This window comes from Clostridium thermarum, from assembly GCF_006351925.1.
In the GTDB taxonomy this organism is placed as follows: Bacteria; Bacillota; Clostridia; order Clostridiales; family Clostridiaceae; genus Clostridium_AU; species Clostridium_AU thermarum.
This window is the reverse complement of the sequence record NZ_CP040924.1, coordinates 810,615-831,598: the sequence shown is the minus strand read 5'-3', so window position 1 is coordinate 831,598 and position 20,984 is coordinate 810,615. Positions and strand designations below refer to the sequence as shown.

19 protein-coding genes and 1 other annotated feature are annotated in these 20,984 nt (G+C 36.5%); of the genes, 5 read left to right on the top strand and 14 right to left on the bottom strand.

All coding sequences use genetic code 11. The annotated features are described in order from the left end of the window. Positions 1-21: 21 nt before the first annotated feature. Complete coding sequence (locus FHY60_RS03515; RefSeq protein WP_139903517.1) at positions 22-3,282, bottom strand: DEAD/DEAH box helicase; 3,261 nt, start codon at positions 3,280-3,282, stop codon at positions 22-24. Positions 3,283-3,727: 445 nt separating this feature from the next. Between FHY60_RS03515 and FHY60_RS03510 the strand changes: the two genes are divergently transcribed. Beyond that, positions 3,728-5,596, top strand: a complete 1,869-nt coding sequence (locus FHY60_RS03510; RefSeq protein ID WP_139903515.1) for a DUF4914 family protein — start codon at positions 3,728-3,730, stop codon at positions 5,594-5,596. Positions 5,597-5,626: 30 nt separating this feature from the next. On the opposite strand, the gene FHY60_RS03505 is transcribed toward FHY60_RS03510, so the two are convergent. Next, positions 5,627-6,268 carry an undecaprenyl diphosphate synthase family protein gene (locus FHY60_RS03505; protein ID WP_139903513.1) on the bottom strand — a complete coding sequence of 214 codons (642 nt, stop codon included), beginning with the start codon at positions 6,266-6,268 and terminating at the stop codon, positions 5,627-5,629. Positions 6,269-6,499: 231 nt separating this feature from the next. Between FHY60_RS03505 and FHY60_RS03500 the strand changes: the two genes are divergently transcribed. Continuing rightward, a complete protein-coding gene (locus tag FHY60_RS03500) occupies positions 6,500-7,678 on the top strand; it encodes an L-lactate MFS transporter (protein ID WP_139903511.1) in 1,179 nt (392 codons plus the stop codon). Positions 7,679-7,782: 104 nt separating this feature from the next. On the opposite strand, the gene metG is transcribed toward FHY60_RS03500, so the two are convergent. From metG to FHY60_RS03460, 8 genes are all read right to left on the bottom strand, one after another. After that, entirely contained in the window at positions 7,783-9,729 is a 1,947-nt protein-coding gene (gene metG / locus FHY60_RS03495) for a methionine--tRNA ligase (protein WP_139903509.1), read from the bottom strand. A gap of 151 nt (positions 9,730-9,880) precedes the next feature. Beyond that, positions 9,881-10,152 (bottom strand) — a binding site (T-box leader). A 157-nt stretch (positions 10,153-10,309) separates the two neighbouring features. Then, a complete protein-coding gene (locus FHY60_RS03490) occupies positions 10,310-11,077 on the bottom strand; it encodes a SagB/ThcOx family dehydrogenase (RefSeq protein ID WP_139903507.1) in 768 nt (255 codons plus the stop codon). Positions 11,078-11,146: 69 nt separating this feature from the next. Beyond that, positions 11,147-12,388, bottom strand: coding sequence for an aminopeptidase P family protein (locus FHY60_RS03485; protein WP_139903505.1), 1,242 nt, complete (start codon positions 12,386-12,388; stop codon positions 11,147-11,149). A 193-nt stretch (positions 12,389-12,581) separates the two neighbouring features. Further along, positions 12,582-12,782: a hypothetical protein gene (locus tag FHY60_RS03480; RefSeq protein ID WP_139903503.1), complete on the bottom strand. Its 201-nt coding sequence runs from the start codon at positions 12,780-12,782 to the stop codon at positions 12,582-12,584. Between the two features lie 114 nt (positions 12,783-12,896). After that, entirely contained in the window at positions 12,897-14,567 is a 1,671-nt protein-coding gene (locus tag FHY60_RS03475) for a putative ABC transporter permease subunit (protein WP_139903501.1), read from the bottom strand. Further along, positions 14,560-15,285, bottom strand: coding sequence for an ABC transporter ATP-binding protein (locus FHY60_RS03470; protein WP_139903500.1), 726 nt, complete (start codon positions 15,283-15,285; stop codon positions 14,560-14,562). The genes FHY60_RS03475 and FHY60_RS03470 overlap by 8 nt, the downstream gene beginning before the upstream one ends. A 73-nt stretch (positions 15,286-15,358) precedes the next feature. Then, the gene (locus FHY60_RS03465) at positions 15,359-15,880 is read right to left on the bottom strand and encodes a spore maturation protein (RefSeq protein WP_139903498.1); all 522 of its coding nucleotides are present in this window, start codon (positions 15,878-15,880) and stop codon (positions 15,359-15,361) included. Positions 15,881-15,892: 12 nt separating this feature from the next. After that, on the bottom strand, positions 15,893-16,468 hold the full coding sequence (locus FHY60_RS03460; RefSeq protein WP_139903496.1) for a nucleoside recognition domain-containing protein: 576 nt from the start codon (positions 16,466-16,468) through the stop codon (positions 15,893-15,895). 164 nt (positions 16,469-16,632) lie between these two features. On the opposite strand from FHY60_RS03460, the gene FHY60_RS03455 reads away from it, so the two are divergent. Both FHY60_RS03455 and FHY60_RS03450 read left to right on the top strand, forming a co-directional pair. Then, positions 16,633-16,872, top strand: coding sequence for a metal-binding protein (locus tag FHY60_RS03455; RefSeq protein ID WP_139903495.1), 240 nt, complete (start codon positions 16,633-16,635; stop codon positions 16,870-16,872). A 14-nt stretch (positions 16,873-16,886) separates the two neighbouring features. Further along, positions 16,887-17,072, top strand: a complete 186-nt coding sequence (locus tag FHY60_RS03450) for a hypothetical protein (protein WP_139903494.1) — start codon at positions 16,887-16,889, stop codon at positions 17,070-17,072. 88 nt (positions 17,073-17,160) lie between these two features. Here FHY60_RS03450 and FHY60_RS03445 read toward each other — a convergent pair whose 3' ends face one another. Beyond that, positions 17,161-17,895 (bottom strand): M48 family metallopeptidase, encoded by a 735-nt coding sequence (locus tag FHY60_RS03445; protein ID WP_139903492.1) that lies wholly within the window; start codon positions 17,893-17,895, stop codon positions 17,161-17,163. Between the two features lie 141 nt (positions 17,896-18,036). Here FHY60_RS03445 and FHY60_RS03440 point away from each other — a divergent pair, with 141 nt between their 5' ends. Beyond that, positions 18,037-18,498 carry a DUF5050 domain-containing protein gene (locus FHY60_RS03440; RefSeq protein WP_243122213.1) on the top strand — a complete coding sequence of 154 codons (462 nt, stop codon included), beginning with the start codon at positions 18,037-18,039 and terminating at the stop codon, positions 18,496-18,498. Positions 18,499-18,753: 255 nt separating this feature from the next. Here FHY60_RS03440 and FHY60_RS03435 read toward each other — a convergent pair whose 3' ends face one another. The 3 genes from FHY60_RS03435 to FHY60_RS03425 form a co-directional block, all read right to left on the bottom strand. Further along, positions 18,754-19,752 carry a LacI family DNA-binding transcriptional regulator gene (locus FHY60_RS03435; RefSeq protein ID WP_139903489.1) on the bottom strand — a complete coding sequence of 333 codons (999 nt, stop codon included), beginning with the start codon at positions 19,750-19,752 and terminating at the stop codon, positions 18,754-18,756. 154 nt (positions 19,753-19,906) lie between these two features. Next, positions 19,907-20,173, bottom strand: coding sequence for an ATP cone domain-containing protein (locus FHY60_RS03430; RefSeq protein ID WP_139903487.1), 267 nt, complete (start codon positions 20,171-20,173; stop codon positions 19,907-19,909). Positions 20,174-20,464: 291 nt separating this feature from the next. Then, complete coding sequence (locus tag FHY60_RS03425) at positions 20,465-20,983, bottom strand: hypothetical protein (RefSeq protein ID WP_139903485.1); 519 nt, start codon at positions 20,981-20,983, stop codon at positions 20,465-20,467. Position 20,984: the final 1 nt, after the last annotated feature.

Genomic DNA, 20,984 nt, shown 5'->3' with positions numbered 1-20,984 from the left:
CCGTAACACATATTACCGTCATTAAATATTAAATAATTCTTTTATCTCTTCATCGGTTAATTTTGATAGCAGACTTAGGTCGCCACTGCTGCCTTCTACAACTTTATCAAAAATCTCTTTTTTCTTTTCTTGGAGATTGTATATTTTTTCTTCTATACTGTCCTTAGCAATAAGCTTGATGACTTCTACAGTCTTTTTTTGTCCAATTCTGTGGGCCCTGTCCGTTGCCTGCTGCTCCACCGCCGGATTCCACCATGGATCAAAATGGATAACTATATCTGCTCCAGTAAGATTTAAACCGGTTCCCCCTGCCTTTAAGGAAATCAGGAATACATCTGTATTACCAGCATTAAAGACTTTTACCAGAGTGTTCCTATCTTCTGACGGTGTACTTCCATCCAGATAAGTATACTTAATAGATTTATTTTCCAGTCTCCTGCCAATATTTCTTAACACAGTGGTAAACTGTGAAAAAATCAGCACCCTATGCTTTTGTCCCAAAACCTCTTCAAGCAGCTCTTCCAGTGCCTGCATCTTTCCGCTGTCCCCTTCATAGTTTTCTAAAAACACGGAAGGATCACAGCAGATCTGCCGTAACCGGGTCAGAAGAGCTATCAGTTGAAATCTATTATTTTTACCTACTGCATTAAGGAACTCAGTTGCAACAGTTTCCTGAGCAGTGAGAAGGTATGCGGTATACAGCTTTCTTTGTTCCTCGGTCATATCTACTATGAGCTTACGTTCTATCTTGGGAGGCAGCTCTGCAACTACTTCCCTTTTTAGTCTCCTTAATATAAAGGGATGTATATGCTTATTTAAAGCTGTCAAAGCCTCTTCATCCTCTTCTCTCACGATTGGTATCTCATAACGTTCAACGAATCTGTGATGATTAAACAGATAACCAGGCATGATGAAATCAAATATAGACCACAGTTCCATAAGAGAATTTTCCAGCGGCGTACCGGTGAGGGCAAAGCAGCCTTCTGCCTTCACAGATTTTACAGCTATAGTACTCTGAGCTAAAGGATTTTTAATCTGCTGCGCCTCATCTAGGATACAATATTTAAATTTTATATCCTTATAGCTGTCTATATCCCTTCTTATAAGTGGGTATGAAGTTATCACCATATCATGTTGATTTATCTTTTTTCTCAGTTCTTCTCTATCTTCAGGGCTTCCAGTAATAACTATAGTTTTAAGTTCAGGGGCAAACTTCTCCACTTCAGACTGCCAATTATATATCAATGTGGTTGGGGCAATTACAAGCGAAGGCAAATCCCCCTTCTCTGTAGCGATAAAAGCTATAGTCTGAAGGGTCTTACCAAGTCCCATTTCGTCTGCCAGTATGCCTCCAAAGCCAAAATGAGCCAGTGTTTTTAGCCACTTGAAGCCGTCCTTTTGATACTTTCTCATTATCTTATCCAGATGGTCCGGCAGGGTAAAGTCTATATCTTTTTCCTCTCTAATATCAGCAATAAACTTTTTAAAGCTATAATCTTTTTTAAAGTAAGGCATATCATCACTAAAGGCGTCGTTTAAATAAAAGGCATTATATCTTGAAACAGCTGTACGCCCGCTGTTTAGCAGGTCTTTTTCATTGATACTCAGATAATCCATCACGGTAATAATTTTTTTCAGCTGCTCATCTTTAAGATTTACAAAGCCCCCTTCCTTCAGCTTATAGTATTTTTTCTTCTGTCTTGCGGCCATTAGTATACCTCTAAGTTCCTTAGGATTTATATCTTCCATTTCAAAGTCAAATTCCAGAAGTCCCTGGCTATTGACCCTTATTCCACCTCTAACATGGGCGCTGTTATACACCCTCATGTTTTTAAAGGCCTGGGAATAATAAACCTCACTAAATTCCTTTAATTTGTCTATGCCTTCCTCAAGAAAACTGATAAGCTCTTCGTCCTTTTCCAATACAAACTTTTCTTTATTTCTCCTAAAGCCAAAACTCTCAACCCCGGAAATCACTAGGCCCTCTTTTGAAACGTCTCTTAGCAGAATACCTTGGACACCTTCAACAGTTTCTTCCTTTACCGCATTTATCTCTATATCTCCATAACTAAATTTAATCTCTGCAGATATGCCTTCACTATCCTTATCCAGGTAAATCTTAGCAACAAGGGGTGCTTCATAAAAACTCTCTTCTATGCTGCTGTCCAGTTTCAAAAATTTACTGATATTTTTAAGTCCAGGTATCAGGTAGGAAGCAACTCTGTGCCCATCCCCCATATCAAAATGAATTTTACGGCTTCTTTCACTCATAAAAGCATTATATAAAGGAACATAAATTCTTAACTGCTCATTTGAAGGAACATAAATATTGCCTTTATAAAAAAAGTACTTCCCTTTTCCACTTAAGGGCCTTGGCACTTCATCTTCATGTCTTAGGAGTATTTCCTTATCCACCCGGCTCATTTCAAAGCTGAGGGGCATATCCTCATACAATACTTTTATATTACTATACTTTTCAGTTTGAATGGTGGCGTTTATTTCCCTATCCTTTAAAAGGCTGAAAAGTCTGCTTAGCTGCCTTTCCATGAAATACACTCTTTTCCCTGATATCAAAACTCCATTGCCACCTTCAGCAGCACTAAGCATCTGATCCATTTCACTGACTTCCAGCAGAAACTCTATGAGCTTTTTGTCTTCCACAGTAAACTGCTGTTCCAATGGTTTAAAAATAAAGCCTTTGCCAAATTCCAGTTCTTGAACTCTCTCAACCGCCTGAAGAAATTGTTTCATATTTTTCACAACATATAATTTATCCAACCCCACCTTTAATTCCAGAGAAGAATTTATATTTTCATACAAATTATAGTTGTAACTTATATCTAGTCTTAATGTTTTCTTGATATCAGAGAATTTTAATGTGTTATACTTAATATCTTTAAGGAGCTTATCTAACTTATTTCTACCATAGATTGATTCTGCTTTTTCGCAGTATTCTTTGATGAACTTCAGCATTACCGCTACAATATGCTTACAGAAACCCAGTTTTCTATGATTATCACTAAAAAATGGACAATCGCAGTTTACCGTCATAAAACCGCTTCTGTCACTCAGCATTATTTCAACAAAATATTCATCAAAATAAGAGGCCTCAACAGCGGCCTCAATATCATAAACAACAAAACCTCCGCTTCTATAGTACTCTCTTTCAACCTTTATATCCGATACCTTCCCGGACTTATAATATTCTTCTCCTCTTTCATATATAATACTGCTGCAATGCTCCTTAATGAGCTTTTCCGAGATGTTCATGTTCATCTTCATCCCCTCAATCCTCTTAAATCTATTAAAATAAGTCTATTGTATAAATACTTTCCACTTCTTAAATTTCTATAACAGTTTATTTTTTATATAATTAATAATTTTATCATAAAAAAATGTTAAGATATACGGATTCTGCTTTTCCTGCAAAAATATATCTATAATATATTTTTTATAATAGTAAATAACAGATTTACAATATAAACATTTACTTTAAGTATATATTTATTATGAGAATTTGAAACTTTCGCCTATTTCATTATTCATAAATTTTCAACACAATCTTTCATAGTCATTGCAGCATCTCATTTTAAGCGCCTTCATAATTCGCATAATATTATATTATTTTTTATATTGAAATTTTTAAAAATAAAACTTGCACTTTTATCAGTTTTACATTAATATATAAGTAGTGCAGATTCATTAAAACAAAGTAAGGAGTTTTGATATGGAAAAGTCGATTTTCAAAAAGCTAGTAGTACAAAAAGATCTGGAAACTTTACTTCAAAATAAAGAAATAATATTAGTAGAAAGCAGAGAAGATATTTTTGACCTTGCCATGGGCAGAAGTGATAAAAGCATCTTTGAGGTTGCTTATGAAACTCCTGGAAAAGGAAATGTGGTTGAAGCTACAGTTGTTAAATGCAAAAATGGTATTTCAATAAACTATACCGAGCCATATATGAGAAGAAGAGATCCTGACAGTATGGTAATTGCTGATGATAAGCCTACAGATAAGCCTAGATTCATCGATAGATTCGGTTATGATTTTAAAGAGTTAAGATCCCAAACCTTTCATTGGCTGCAGGATCAAGATGAGTTAATATTGCTACCTTTCTGGGCTGGTGGTAAGGAATATGGTTATGAAGCACTCTTAGTTGCTCCTTCAAATGCAGGATTTTTTGTTGGTGCTTTGGCGGACATTCAAGGCTTTATACCTAAGAGCAAGATTCCAAGCAGCTTTAAACCCAGAGCAGTGATATATCTGGCTCCGCCCTTCAGACACACTCACTTTAACGGCAAACAGATAGTTGTTCATAATAGAACTGAAAACACTCATGAATTATTCTGTTATAATCTATATCCGGGCCCAAGTGCAAAAAAGGGTGTCTATAGTGTACTATTAGATATCGGAGAAGAAGAAGGTTGGACAACACTTCATGCTTCCGCTGTTAAAATAACTACTCCATATGAAAATACCTTCATTATTATACATGAAGGCGCCAGCGGCGGCGGTAAAAGTGAAATGACTGAACAATTCCACAGAGAGCCGGACGGAAGGCTGCTAATCGGTACCAATCTTAAGACTAATGAAAAATTCTACCTTGATATAAAAGAACCCTGTGAGCTTCAGCCGGTAACGGACGATATGGCTCTTGCTATTCCGTCTCTTCAGAACGGCAGAAAATTAGTTATTAAGGATGCAGAAAATGGTTGGTTCTTAAGAATAGACCATATAAATGAATATGGTACTGCTCCGGATATTGAAAAACTTACAATTTATCCTCCAGACCCATTAATATTCCTCAATATTGACGGAAAGCCTGAAGCTACATGTTTAATCTGGGAACACACAATGGATGCACCGGGTAAACCTTGTCCAAACCCAAGAACCATACTTCCAAGAAGGTTTATCCAAGGTATTGTAAACGAACCGGTGGAGGTTGATATAAGAAGCTTTGGTGTAAGAACTCCTCCAAGCACCAAGGATCATCCAAGCTACGGTATAATAGGCTTATTCCACATACTTCCACCTGCTTTAGCTTGGTTGTGGAGACTAGTTGCTCCCAGAGGTCATGCTAACCCAAGTGTTATTTCCGCAGAGGGAATGAGCAGCGAAGGTGTTGGATCCTACTGGCCTTTCGCAACCGGAAGAATGGTTGATCAGGCAAATATCTTATTGAGGCAGATTATAGAAACTCCTGCTACTAAATATATATTGATACCAAATCAGCATATCGGAGTATATAAGGTAGGATTCATGGGACAATGGATTGCAAGAGAGTATCTTTCAAGAAGAGGTAACTTTAACTTCAAGAAGGAACCACTTGTACCATCAAGATCTCCAATCCTTGGCTATGCTTTGGAATCCTTAAAGCTGGACGGTCAATCTATACCAAAAGACTTACTACAGGTTGATCTTCAAAAGGAAAATGGGCCTGAAGGCTATGATGCCGGTGCTGCTATATTAACAAGTTTCTTCAAGAAAGAACTGCAGAAGTTCCTTGTGCCGGATCTTGATCCACTGGGAAGACAGATTATCGAAACCTGCTTAAGGGATGGTTCATTACAGGAATATGTTGATTTAATAAAATAAAAAAATAGACTGCGTTTGCGGTCTATTTTTTTACCCTCCTAGAGTTATGTCTTGTTGGTTGTACCAACTAAGTGCCTGATAAAAATGCTCCGGTTTAAAATCTGGCCAAAAATCATCTACTACATAAAAGTCTGAGTAAATAGTCTGTACCGGTAAAAAGCCGCTGAGTCTCCTTCTGCCACCCCATCGAATTATTAGGTCTACCCTTGAAATATCAGAGGATTTTATGTACTTTGAAATACTCTTTTTACTGGTGTTAGCAGTTTTCAACTGATTTAAGTCCCATTCCCAACCATAGTTCACCAGCAAATTGACCTTTAATCCTCCCTTTCCAAAAATTTTTCTGCTTGTAAAGGGCAGCAGTTCCTTAGGAAACATTGGGGATTCACTATTGCCTACCACCAGTATTGACGCATCTTCCTTCGAGAGCATATAAACAGCCTTTATACAACTCTCTGTAAAAGCCCGTCTCTGTTCTACAGGCCTTTTGGTATTATCTGTTGTGAAGCCATAGAAGGTGAGTTCTTTTACCCCTACCTCTTTACAGAGTCTAAAAACCTCCGCAGCAGGATTAAGCCCAGGCTCATACCCCTTGTCCTTTGTCAATCCCTTTGCTACAGCCCATCTTCTATTACCATCAGGTATTATTCCAATATGATTGGGTATTCTCATTACATCCACTCCAAGTCTTAATAGTACTTACATAACAATAGATTTTAACTGAATTATTGCCAAATACTTATAAAACTATGCATAAAACAATTTTAAATTTTCTAAGCAGGTTAAATATATTCTATTTGAATTACCCTGCTTTCTTTAATTATAAAATATAAATTTTCCTTGAAAACTACAACTATAATCCATAAAATATTACTTATATATAATAACTATTCAGGAGGACCTATGAAAAATGATTTTAATAATAGAAAATGGCTGGTAGTCTTTGGAGCTGTATTAATTCAGCTTTGTATCGGAGCAGTGTATACATGGAGCTTGTTTAATGAACCTTTGGTTTCAAAGTTTGGTTGGAAAAGGTCAGGTGTAGTTTTTACCTTCTCTATAACAATAGCCGTTTTCTCCCTCTTTACTATTGTGGGGGGAAGATTGCTATCAAAGCTTAAGGTAAGGTGGGTGGCCTCTTTAGGAGCTGTTTTCTTAGGTATAGGACTTATGCTATCAAGTACAGCATCATCTCTTACAGAATTGTATTTATACTATGGTTTAATTGGCGGCATTGGAATTGGTATTTCATATGTATGCCCCCTATCAACCTGCATAAAATGGTTTCCTGACAAGAAAGGCTTCATAACAGGAATTATAGTAGGAGCTTTCGGTCTTGGCAGCCTTATTTTTAAATCAGTTGCACAATACTTTATAACTACCAGAGGGGTTTCTGAAGCCTTCTTCTTTCTTGGGATTATCTATATGGTACTGTCTTTATTTGGTTCACAATTTCTCCAGGTACCTGATGGAAGTACTTTGCAAACTACAAGTTCCTCAGGTAAAGTAATAGAATTTAACACTGGAGAGCTGCTTCATCACCCTACCTTCTATCTGCTTTGGATTATATTCTTATTTGGCTGTGTCAGCGGTTTAAAGATAATTGGTTTAGCAAAGGATATTGGCATAGAATTGGTTAAATTAACACCGGAAACAGCTGCAAATACAGTTTCTGTAATTGCTATATTTAATGCTTGCGGCAGATTATTTTGGGGGGCACTTTCTGACAGGATAGGCAGAATAAGAACTGTCCGTTATATGTTTGTAATTACCGCTATTGCAATGATTATAAAGAGCTTTGTTGCTCTTAATTTTACAGTATTTTTTATAACCACAGCAATGATAGCTTTATGTTTTGGTGGTTTCCTGGCTGTATTTCCAACCATAACTGCAGATTTCTTCGGCATGAAAAATCTTGCTGTAAACTATGGTCTTATGTTTCAAGCCAATGGTATGGCTGCTATTATCGGTCCCATTGTGGCAGCATCCATGTCCTTTAAAGCTTCTTTTATATTAGCTGCTTTTTTATCAATTCTTGCTCTTATAATTACACTGTTTATAAAGAAACCTGTTCATATTTAGTTTTTCTCATCCCTTTGTATATAAAACATGATATTTCATAATTCACATGAGAAAGAGATTGAATTTTTATTCAATCTCTTTCTATGTCTTGCTTAAAACATAAGCTATCTAACTTCACTTCCGGTTGGCAGCTCACCTTCTATGGTTACAGCAAAGAGCTTGCTGTCATCGTCACTGGAAGCTGCTAGTATCATACCTTGAGAAAGCTCTCCTCTGAGTGTAACTGGTTTAAGATTTGCAACTAGTACGATTGACTTGCCAATTAGGTCTTCAGGTCTGTAGTATTGGGCGATCCCGGATACAACCTGTCGCTCTTCCCCACCTAAATCAACTTTTAGCTTCAGTAGTTTCTTGGCTCCCTTTATGGGTTCACAGTGAAGTACCTTAGCTATTCTTAGGTCAAGCTTTGCAAAGTCATCTATAGTTATTTCTTCCTTCAAAGGTTTCATTGCAGGTCTGTTTGCAGCTTCTGCTTCCTTTATGGCTGCTTCTTTCAAAGCCTCAAACTCTGCTAACTTAGCTTCTACATCAATTCTTGGGAATATTACGGCTCCTTTGTTCACCTTTGTACCTGCTCTAGTTCCATCAAAGGCTGATAGGCTTTCCCAAGTGGTTAATTCTATATTTAACTGTTCATTTATTTTAACACTTGTTGAAGGTAAAAATGGTGCTATAAATGTAGAAACAAATCTTAAGGCTTCAACTAAGTTGTAAAGCACTGTTCCCAATCTTTCTTTCTTAGCTTCATCTCTTGCCAGTATCCATGGTGTAGTCTCATCAATATATTTATTAGCCCTTCCTATGAGTTCCCAAATTTTATCCAGTGCCTCAGGCAGTCTTAAATTATCGATGGCCTTATCTACTTCAGCCGGTGTCTTTAATGCCAAGGAAATCAGGTCATTATCTGTTTCTTCCTTTGCTGTTGGAGCCGGTATTACTCCTTCGAAATACTTATCCACCATTGCTACGGTTCTGGAAACAAGGTTTCCAAGGTCATTAGCAAGGTCTGAGTTTATCTTCTTTATAAATATCTCATTGTTAAATAGTCCATCAGAACCAAAGGGGATTTCTCTTAGCAAGTAGTATCTTACAGCATCAACTCCAAAGTGGTTTACCAGCACAACCGGATCTACTACATTTCCCTTTGATTTTGACATCTTTCCTCCGTCAACCAAAAGCCACCCGTGTCCAAACACCTGCTTTGGAAGCTCTAAGCCAAGAGCCATCAGCATAATTGGCCAGTAAATTGTATGGAATCTTAGGATATCCTTACCAATTAGGTGTACATCCGCCGGCCAATATCTGTCATAATCATTGTAGGCATCATTTCCATAACCTAGAGCAGTTATATAGTTTGAAAGAGCATCTATCCAGACATATATTACATGGCCCGGGTCAAATTCAACAGGTATACCCCAGTTGAAGGAGGTTCTTGATACACAAAGGTCCTGTAAACCAGGTTTTAAGAAGTTATTAACCATTTCATTCTTTCTTGATTCCGGCTGAATGAAATCAGGATGATCTTCTATATACTTAAGTAATTGGTCTGCATATTTGCTCATCTTGAAGAAATATGCTTCTTCCTTAGCCTTTTCAACCGGTCTGCCACAGTCAGGACACTTTCCATCATTTAATTGAGTTTCCGTCCAGAAGGCCTCACAAGGAGTACAGTACCAGCCTTCATAAGAGCCTTTATATATATCCCCCTGCTTATATAACTTTGTAAATATATCCTGAACTGCTTTTTGATGATAGTCATCAGTGGTTCTAATAAATCTGTCATAGCTGATATCCATAAGCTTCCAAAGTTCTTTTATTCCTGCTACAATCTCATCTACATAAGCCTTTGGAGTAACTCCTTTTTCCTCAGCTATTCTCTGTATCTTTTGTCCATGTTCATCGGTTCCTGTAAGGAACATTACATCATAGCCTCGGAATCTCTTATATCTTGCCAGAGCATCTGCCGCAACTGTAGTATAAGTATTTCCTATGTGCAGGTTTGCAGATGGATAATAGATCGGCGTAGTAATGTAATAAGTTTTTTTAGTCATGTTCATTCCTCCTAAATGCTTTATAATTTATTTATCAATTAAGTATGATATTCCACTTCAGTTATTGAACTTAATCATCTTTTTTATATCATATATAGTTCCCAAATTGCCCTTGTATCAAGCAAAAAGCCTCTATGTGAACAGAAATTCACATAGAGGCGTTATATACGCGTTACCACTCTAATTCATACCCATGTTGCCATGGATACCTCCATAAGTGACTCCACTTTGTCTATAGACTCAGTTTTTATCACCCTGCATTTTAACGGTTGCGTTCCGTACTGCCTTATCCCAAAATAGTGTTGCAGGTTCAGGCAGTCAACTCCGGGACCATGTTCATAAACCTTCCTGCCGCAGGCTTTCACCTAACCCTGCTCTCTTTTAGACATTTCAATCTACTACTCTTCCCATCACAGTATTTAACATTTAACTTTATATTATTATAATCCATACCAGTTGTCAAGAAAAATTCCCCAATGTGGATTTTATATGTTATGTACTACTCTTTTTGATCTCTTGGTGACATCTATATTTCCTTTTTCATAACCTTTGATAAAAAGAGAGACTGGCAGTCTCCCTTTTACTCCATCGGCTTCTTCCCTACCGCTGCCAGGTATATAACAAATTCATCCTCCCCATCCAAACGGAGAGCCTTGTCTATAGTTTGCTGGTCATAGGTACCAATGGCACAAGTTCCACAATTTACGGATTCACCTGCTATGTATAGGTTTTGACATACATGTCCCACGTCGATGAGAATCTTTTTATGAGCGGTTATATCAAACTTGTATTCCGCTCTATAAGGTATGCAGCTCCAAGCAAACAATACTGCTGCTTTTTCTGCAAAGTGAGGCACATAAGGCTGGTCCGGCGTTGCCTCATCGATAACGTTCTCAATGTTATCGCTACCATACATAAAATATAGAGCATGCCTTAAGGGTAGATATCTGTATACCCCTTTCTGTAGTCCTTCCACTCTTGTTATCAGTAGATAGGTCTCGAAGGAATGGGTTGCTCCGCTGGCAGGTACAGTTCTTAAGGTACCTATATTATCCCCTATAATACACTTTATACCTTGTGTAGCCCAAAGCATATAAGAAAGCTCGTCCAACGTAATAAACTCACTAGAGTAAATTCGTACACTTCTCCTGTCGTTGATACAGGCATACAACTCATTTTTAGTGATAACATCGCTGCGCATCTGTGGCAGGTCTATTACATTATCATCTTCGTCATAGGGCTTTAAGATATTCGGCTGCGGCATATTCTTCTGTCTGTCTGTTATTATCTGTCTTAAAATATTATGATTAGCCTTCAAAAACTGCCTATTCTCTTTAAACCTATTCATAACAAAACCTCTCTTTATGTTGAGGAAATTGTACAGCCCATAAAGGCCATGCAATTTCCTGTAAATTTACTATCTCTTCATAAACCCTTCAATTTCATCAGCAGTTTTAATTATATAATTCGAAAGCACTTCACAGCCGTCTTCGGTGACAACCACGTCATCCTCAATTCTTATTCCTATGGCTTCCTCTTCAATGTAAAGCCCAGGTTCAACTGTTAGTACCATTCCCGGCTTCAGTTCCACTTCTCTGCTTCCTACATCATGAGTATCCAAGCCTAGATGATGACTTACTCCATGATAGTAGTACTTAGAGAGTTCTTCATCTGAATGAGCCAAGCCTATTTTACTTAGTTCCTCCAAGAGAACCCTTCTGGTTATTAAATTAATCTCTTTGAATGGAATTCCTGGCTTAATTGCCTTTATAGTTTCAAGCTGAGCTTTTAAAACTATATTGTAAATCTCTTTCTGTCTTTCAGTGAACTTACCACTTACCGGAAAGGTTCGGGTTATGTCAGCGCTATAATAATTTAACTGGGCTCCTAAATCCATAAGCAGTAAATCCTGCTCTCCAATTTTACAATTATTTTCGCTATAATGTAATACAGTGGCATTTTTACCTGAGGCAGCAATGGTTTTAAAAGCAAAATCCTTTACTCCCCTGGTTTTTAATTCAAAATCAAAGTATGCTTCTACTGCATATTCCATCATACCCGGTCTTGCATTTTTCATAGCACTTTGTATGCCTTCCCAAGTTATAGCAATTGCTTTTCTTATTTCCTCTACTTCTTCCTGTGATTTTATCATCCTCTGTTCCGCTATAATCTGGTATACATTTTTTATGCTGCTATAGGGATATTTTTTTTTCAGGTCCAGTGCAAACCTTTCAGTACTTGAGCTCTCCTCTTCCCAAGATTCTCTTTCCAAATCTAAATAGATATTCTCCACTGAACCTGTAAAGATCATCCTATGAATCAAGGCTTCAAACTCTTCTCTATAAGCAATACTTTGTATACCTGACTTTTCTCTGGCTTCTTCTTCACTTATAGCTTTTCCAACCCACTTTTCCATCACGGGATCAGCCTTATGTATAAACAGCTTTTCCTCTGTAACTCCCTTTACCTTACTCAATAGAAGAATTATATTTTTCTCATCTATACCGGTGAGATAGTAAAAATTTCTATTTGGCGTAAAGTTATATGCTTCATCAGCACTCTTTTTGGGCGCCTTTCCAGAGAAAAGTACCACTATGGAATTATCTTGTATCTTATCAATGAGCTTATTTCTATTGTTTTGAAAAAATCCTTTATTCATTAATAAACCTCCCGTCGATTTTAATACACTGCTGTCATTATAAATCTATTATACCTCCACAATCAAACTTTGTGAATAGTGTGCAAATTCTTTTGTAATTTAATATAAAAATTAGTAAAATTTTTGCACTTTTTATATGACAGCATCTAAATATTTTATAAAAAAAGAACCCTTACAGGAAGAGTTCTTTTCATCAATCCATTTTATGCTTTTTTATTTCACCAATTATTACTCCGATAACTACACCCAGCACCCCGCCGGCTGATAGCCCTAGCATTATATTACCCACTAATGCCCCTGCAACTATTCCAGCTCCTGTACCAAAACATATTCCCAGAGCAACTTCTTTGTTATCCTCTGTTGAATCACTTTTATTATTGAAATTTTCAACCATATTCTTCGAGTAAATCTCAATCCCCTCCCATAAATTATTCTCACTACCCTATACTTATAAGACGAAAAAAATAAGAAAAAGTTTCATCATTTTTATGTATTTTTTATATATTTTTTATAATTCTATTTTATTGAACCACCTTTGACCTTGATTCATAATTAGGTAGAAGAGGATTAAGTTTAATATTCCGCTTACAGCGGTCACAAAAATAAAAGCATACCAAAGATTAAGCTTAAGTACTATGACAGCAAATATGAATAAGGCAGCTATAGCCCAGCTTGCAAACATTGTAATCATAAAATTAGTATTTTGTTTTACGGCCTTCTGCTCGTTATCCCAGTTTAGTTTAGGAAATCTTAATTCTAACAATATACCTATAAATGAGGTCATAAGCATTCCTAAAAGGATAACTGTTATTCCGAGAATTACTACAAGTAATGGAATATCAATAAAGTATAGGGCTATTCCCAAGGTAGCAAATATAGCTATGGAGCTTAGGATTATTCCCGGCATAATCCTAGCTAGTATCTGATCTTTAAAACTAATGGGAAGATATTTGCTTATAAACAGATTATTGCCCTCCCTGGATATTGATGTGGACGCTATTCCGTTTCCTCCCGAGAATACCACTGACATTGCAAATAATGCCACTAATATTATTCCCAACAACCTTGTATCTTTAAGTGCTTCCATTAACCCTTTAATTTCCCGGCTGTTTAAGGAGCCTGAGCTAAAGATACCAATTCCAAGAATTATAGGCCACATGAAGCTTGAAATAACACAATTCATTAAGTATGAAGGAGTTCTGAATAATATTTTTAATTCCTTCATCATAAAAGCCTTTAAGGCTGAACTTTGTACAATAGTCTTCTCAAGCTGCTTTCCGGAAAGTTTTTTTCTTTTGGAGTAAACTTCCGCATTTCCCAATACTCCTTTGAAATACAGCATTTCCCCAATGATGAAAAATATAAAAGTCAGTGCCAAATTAATTACCAAAAACAATAATAGATTAACTATACCTCTAGTTTCATTATTAGATACTAAGGATATAGAAGCAACTTTGGCAGTAGGAAATATTTTTGACACTATGCTTATAAGTGAATTATTTCCTTCATATAAGAGCTTTAACATGGCCTCAGGATCTGATTCATTCTTCCCCATTCCCTGCATAAATATATTAACTCCTATACCAAAGGCTAAGCCAATTACTCCACCTGCTATCCTTAGGGCATCCTTATGTTTACCGATATTGGTAAACCTCATAATGATCATATTCAACAGTGAAGCCAAGATTAGGGGAATTATAGGAACAAGCAAAAATATAATTAAAGAATATAGATAATATACAATGCTGGAACCACTCTTTATTCCATAGGCTATAAATGCCGGCAGCAGCATTACAGCCTCCGTTAAATACTCATATAGCAAAACAGTTATGAATTTTGCTCCTAATATTTGCGATGGTTTTAAAGGTAATGGCAGGAGCAGCTCCACATCCCTTGAGAAGTAGAATACCCCCAGTACATAGAATATACCAAATAAAAATATGGTTACACTCACTGCTCCAATGGCAAGAGTGAGTAATGCCCCCTGCTGCTGAATGGTCTCCAGCATGTCATACATTTTACCAAATAAGATTCCTATTGGCAGACTAAAGGAGGCCCCAAAAATACTAAGCAGCAAAATCATCGTCAAATATGGCGATATCTTTGTTTTTTTCTTCTTACCTAAGGAAGATAGATTACTCTTTAGCAGTACTTTTGATAATATCCATAACTTACTCATTTTCAGTCAACTCCAAGAACATTTTTTCAAGGGACTCATTACTCTTAAAATGCTCCCTCATCTCACCAATGCTGCCGCAGAACAATATCTTCCCCTTGTTAATAATGGCTACCCTATCACATACCTTCTCAGCCACATCCAAAACATGGGTGGAGAAAAATACGGTTTTTCCGCTATCCGCCTGCTCCCTCATCATTTCCTTTAAAATATAGGAGGACTTAGGATCAAGACCCGTTAAAGGCTCATCCAGTATCCACACTTTAGGCTCGTGTATCAAGGCCCCCATAATCACTATTTTTTGCCTCATACCATGGGAATAACTTTGTATCTGATCTCCCAGAGCATTTGTCATTTCAAATCTCTCTGCAAGCATCTCAATTTTACTTTTTCTGTTTTCCCTTGGAACCTCATAGATATCCGCCATAAAGTTCAAATACTCTATGCCCTTTAATCTTAAAAACATGTCAGGGCTATCCGGTACATAGGCAAATTGCTTTTTTGCCTCCAGGGGCCTTTCGCTGTTGTCTATACCGTTTATTTTGATACTTCCCCCATCCTTATCTATAATTCCGGTGATCATTTTTATAGTGGTGGTTTTTCCTGCGCCATTAGGACCTAAGAAGCCGAAGATCTCTCCATCATTAATAGTAATATTTAAGTTATCTACAGCTTTTACTTTCCCGTTATAGCTTTTACTTAAATTAGAAAGTTCTATCATTTTTTCCCCTCATTTCTCTATATAATTAACATTTATTATTTACCTATTATTATATATGTAAAACTTTCCACTATCAACCTAATAAAGTTCTTGCTAAGGTCACTGCCATTATAATTGCTGTGATGTCTGCTATAATCGCCGCCCAAAGAGTATGTCTGATTTTCTTTATACCCACAGCCCCATAGTATACAGTCAGGGTATAAAATATGGTTTCAGTTGTCCCCATTATAATGGATGCTATTATTCCAATGGCGCTATCTGCACCATACTGTTTTAGTATGTCTGTAAATACTCCCATGGCACCGCTTCCGGACAAAGGCTTGATAAAAATCAAGGGTACAATCTCACTGGGTAGTCCGATTAGCTTAACTACCGGGGCTATAAGAGCTGTAAAATAACCTAAGACCCCTGAAGCACGAAAAACTCCAACCCCTACCAGCATAGCCAGGAGATAAGGAAATATTCGTATACATATGGAAATGCCATCTTTGGCCCCTTCCACAAAGCATTCATATACCTTTACACCCTTTAAAATGCCATATATGGTAACTGATCCAACAATTATAGGTATTATGGCTAGTATTATGTAATTCATCACTCCCACCCCTTAGAAAAACTTTTCAAGAATCTTACAGCAGATAACTCCAACCAAGGCTGCCGTGGCAGTGGCCAAAATGGCGGGAAGAATTATCATCCCTGGGTTAGATGAGCCGGCTGCAGCTCTCAAGGATATTACCGTTGCAGGCAACAGCTGAATACAGGCGGCATTCATTACCAAGAAAAGGGCCATATCATCGCTGGCAGTCTCTTTATCAGGATTCAACCTCTGCATCTCCTCCATTGCCTTTATTCCAAAAGGAGTAGCAGCATTGGATAGGCCCATCATATTTGCGGTGAGGTTCATTACTATTGCTCCCAATGCGCTTTTGTCTCTTCCAGCAGATTTATAGATTTTCTTTAAAACAGGCTCCATCAAGGCTGCCAGCTTTCCTGTAAGTCCGCTTTTTTCGGCAATTTTCATAACTCCGCACCAAAGGCAGAGCAGACCTACCATACCTATGAGCAATTCTACCGGAGAGTTTGCCGCCTTGATTATAGACTGGGAGATTGCTTCCCCCTTGCCTGTAATTAGCCCCACAATTATTCCACAAGCTAAAATAAAGAACCATATGTAGTTTATCAAGTTTATCCTCCTAAAACATACTTCTCAGAACATTTATATGACCTCTGTCAAATATAGAGACCAAGGAAGTTTTAAAAATTAATTTATATTTATTAGCTTTTTTATTGAAATTAAAATCTTTAAATGATACCATTTAATTAGCAACAATATTTATGGAGGACAAGATGATATTAAGAGATATAATGAAGTATATTGAAAGTGAGTACGAAGTAATAAACATGACACCTTGTGAAGTGTGTGGTGGTGAATTTATTGCGGAAGCCCTTCAAATTTCACTGATAGATGGTGAACCTTTTGATATATGCGAATGTATTTGTTCAAGCTGTGGTTATGAAAAGGAGTTTATGTTTCATGCTCCTTTTATATATGAAAAGTCATATAAATATAGACATAATCTAAACTAAAGGGGACAAAGAGAATGGAACAGACTAATTTAGATATTGCTAAACAAGAGATAGAAGAAGCACTTAAATTAGTAGAGGATATGGAGGCAGCCCTAAGTACAGTTGACTCACCAAAGGATTTAATCAAGGAAAAATTTGATGTGCTTTCAAAAAAGGTTCAAGAGTTGGAGAACATATTGAAAACAGAAGGAATATTATAAAAAAGTGGCCTTAGGCCACTTTTTTTTAGATGACAGCTATTAGAATTTAGACTTTAGATGTAAATTCTGCTAAGAGCAGAATATTTTTTTAGTAAATATATTCTAATTGCAACTTTCTTCCATGCTGTTTCAACCATTCCACTGCCTCTTTATAGTTAGGCATATACTTTTCTACTTCTAACCAAAATAACTTAGAATGATTTCTTTGTAAAATATGGCATAATTCATGAATCACAACATAATCCAATACCCATAAGGGTGCCATTACAAGCTTCCAGTTATAGTTTATGTTATTCTTAGAAGAGCAGCTGCCCCATAGGGTTTTCTGCTCCTTTATGTATATTCTGTTTACATGCACACCAATAATTTTGCTATAATGTGAGGTTCTATCCTGAAGTACCCTTTTGGCTATTTTTTTATACAGCTGCAAAGCCACTTCTTTACATGCAGCTCTCCTATCATCGTATTTTATTGAAGAAGGTATTGCAATAGTAAACTCCTTGCCGTCGAACCCACCGTACATTCTGCTCCCCTCCTTAACCTCCACCTTGCAAGTATATTCTTGTCCTGAATAGAGAAGTTTTTCTCCATCACAAAACTCTCTTATCCTTCTGCTTTTCTGAAGCTTTTCCATGGCTTTAAGTCTATTACCTAGCCAGGTTTCCTTTTCCTTTAAAAATCTTTCTATTAATTCTTTACTGCATCTACGGGGTGCTTTAATTATTATCTTACCTTCTTCATTTATAGATAGCTCAAGTGTTTTTCGGTTGTTTCTAATTATCACATACTCAATGTTTTTATCTGCAATTTGAACTCTCTGCATTAATAACCCTCCAGCCCTGAATAATTAGTGTATTTCAATGTTAAATATTGTATAATATAAGTAAGATGCTTCAGCCAAAATGTCAGTAACATTTTTTTCAGCTATCATGACAATAAGACCCTTAAAGGCTTTAACCTATCTGTGAGCCAATTAGATGCTGCCACTGCACTTAGAGAAATATACAATGAACAAGTATCTTATATAAACATTGTAGGCGAATGGGTTTACTTTATCAACAATAAAGGTTATATCTGCAAGATCAAGCAAACCGGTGAAAACTTTACTATAGTAAAATCTGGAAGGTTTTACAATCTTTTAGTTTACGACAATAATCTATATTTTATGGAGGACACTAAAATAATGACAGTACCGCTGCAGTCTCCCAATGAAATGCGTCAAATTACCTCTGGTGCCTACACTTATACCATAAGTGATGACGGTAAAAGCCTGTTCTATATGGAGCAAGACCTTGATCCCCTAAAAAGGAACTTTTATCAGGTGACCTTAACTGATTTTAGTAAAAAGTTATTCTTCAATTCAGAGGATAAATATAGTATTACAGGTATGCATACCTATAATGATTACAAATTCAAAGAATCTTGAAATTCACAGGAAATACCTGGTTACAGTTCTGGAGGAAATTATACAGATTCCCAACTTAATCTATGCAACTTCCCCAATTCATGTCTTTGGCAATAAGGCTTACTTTATAGCAGGCAGTATGGGCAGGAAACAGAATATAGTTACAGCATGTTCTGGGTCGACTTCGATAGTAAGACCATAAAAGCAAATAAAGCCTATGATTTATATAAATAAGAAAAGAAAGTATCAGTTAATTTAACCGATACTTTCTTTTTATTATCTCTTTGTTGAATCTCTTTCAATAATTTCATAAGGAAGAATGTAATTCTTCTCTTCCAATTCTTTCTTGTTAATAGTTTTAATAAGCATTCTCATACCTACAGATCCCATATCATACATTGGTTGAGCCACTGTAGTGAGCTTTGGATAAAATATGGATGATGAATAGATATTGTCAAAACCTATTACATCAACATCTTCAGGCACTCTTATTCCTTTATCTCTTAGTGAATTTATGGCACCCATGGCTATTTCATCTGAGGCACAGAACAGAGCATCAAAAGTTCCCTTTTCCAATATTTTGTTTACTCCTTCATAGCCTTCATGAGCTTTTTGTTCGCCAAAGTAAACAAAGTTTTCATCAATTTCCATGCCCTTTTCCTTTAAGGCATCTTCATAGCCGAAGTATCTAACTGCCGCAGCATTCACTTCATCCTTATGCACACCTATGTAGGCAACCTTTTTATTACCCTTATTTAAAAGAAACATGGTTGCGTCGTAGGCCGCTTCCCTATTATCGATTGAAACGCTTGGGAAAGTCTTATCCTTGTCTGAAGTTACTACAAGAACGGTTTTAAGGTCAAGCTCTTTTATTAATTCAACTATCTCAGGCTCAAGAGAGCTGCTCATGTATAAAACTCCGTCTACCATCTTTTCCTTTAGTACTCTCAAATATTCCTTTTCTTTTTCAAGGTCTGAATCTGAGTTACAAAGTATTATATTATAGTCGTAAATATTTGCCACGTCTTCTGTCCCTCTAACAATCTCAGGATAGAACTGGCTTGATATATCAGGAATTAATATTCCTACTGTCCTAGTTCTCTGTGTCTTTAAGCTTCTGGCCACAATATTAGGCCTATAGCCCAGTTTTTTTATGGCATCCTGAACCTTCTTTTTTGTATCTTCATTTACAACGTCAACATCATTTAATACCCTTGATACTGTTGCTATAGAAACACCGGCTTCTTTTGCAACATCTTTAATTGAAACTGACATATTATTCACTCCCCAATGATACAATTTATTATTCTCAATACTCCATACCGTCAGCCAATAGAGATTTTGTAATTAAATATAATTATACTTATAAATTGAAAGCTTTACAAGATAAAATACTTATTTTATGAAAACATTATGAAAACAATATTAATTATTGCTTACTTCCCCTTGCATATATATTCGCTAAACCATTGAATCCTAACTCCTGCAAAACCTGTATGATGATATCCTTTATTTTATAGCTTTCTATCATATTTATACCAAGTTTGTTTAATTCCCTGGTAATACTATTAGCAATATTCTCGGCATCAGATTCATTAATTGATTCATTTAAATCGTCAGAGGCCCTTTCAATAGATAATACTGTCTTCCTGAGGTCGAAGTCCTGTATTCTTCTGTCTTTTTTTATTACCTTCATATATAGCCCTCCTTCTGTTAAATTATTATGTTCCTTATACTTCTATTTTACATAATTCTTCATTATTTTTAAAGCATTTTTCAGAATTTTCTTGAATATATAAAACTATGTTGCTTATCTGAATTTTATTGCTTGGCAATTTTATTATAAACATAACATATCCTTATCTTAAATAAAGAGAGCTGCCGGTCTTTTTTGTGCGACAGCCCCAAATGTGTACAATCCGATATTAGATTTTAGAGGAAATTAGAACATAAGGCATAATTTTTATTTATCATCTAATACAATAGATTACAGATAAGTAGTTACAAATTTAATAGAATATAAATCACAGGTGAGGAGATCGTCAGAATCTGCTTCTTGAATTACTACATAGTCTATGCCAACCTGCCTTAATATTCCTCTTCTATCTGTGAGTATGCTTTCACCAATAAGAAATTCAATTCTAACGTTTTTTCCTATTTGAGTTCGCAGATATCCCTGTGTATATAAATAACTTTCTGGCGTTGGTGTTTGAAGCCCTAAACCAGGAATAACCTGTTGTACTTGGCCAGGGGTTGCCTGAGGTACTGCCTGTATTTGCTGTGCTGCTCCCGGTACTTGCTGTCCAGCTCCCACAGCAGCAGGTCCTCCAACCAATTCTCCACTGGGAGTCACTGAAAAACTCGGAAATGTAGGTTGTGTAGAACCGAAAAATATTGGTGCCGGTGCGCCTGCCGCAAAAGCAGATGTTCCAGGTGAAAAGGGCCCTGCTGTTGTTCCAGGAACAAATTCTCTCATTTCTTCCATGGATAAATATTCTTCACTCATT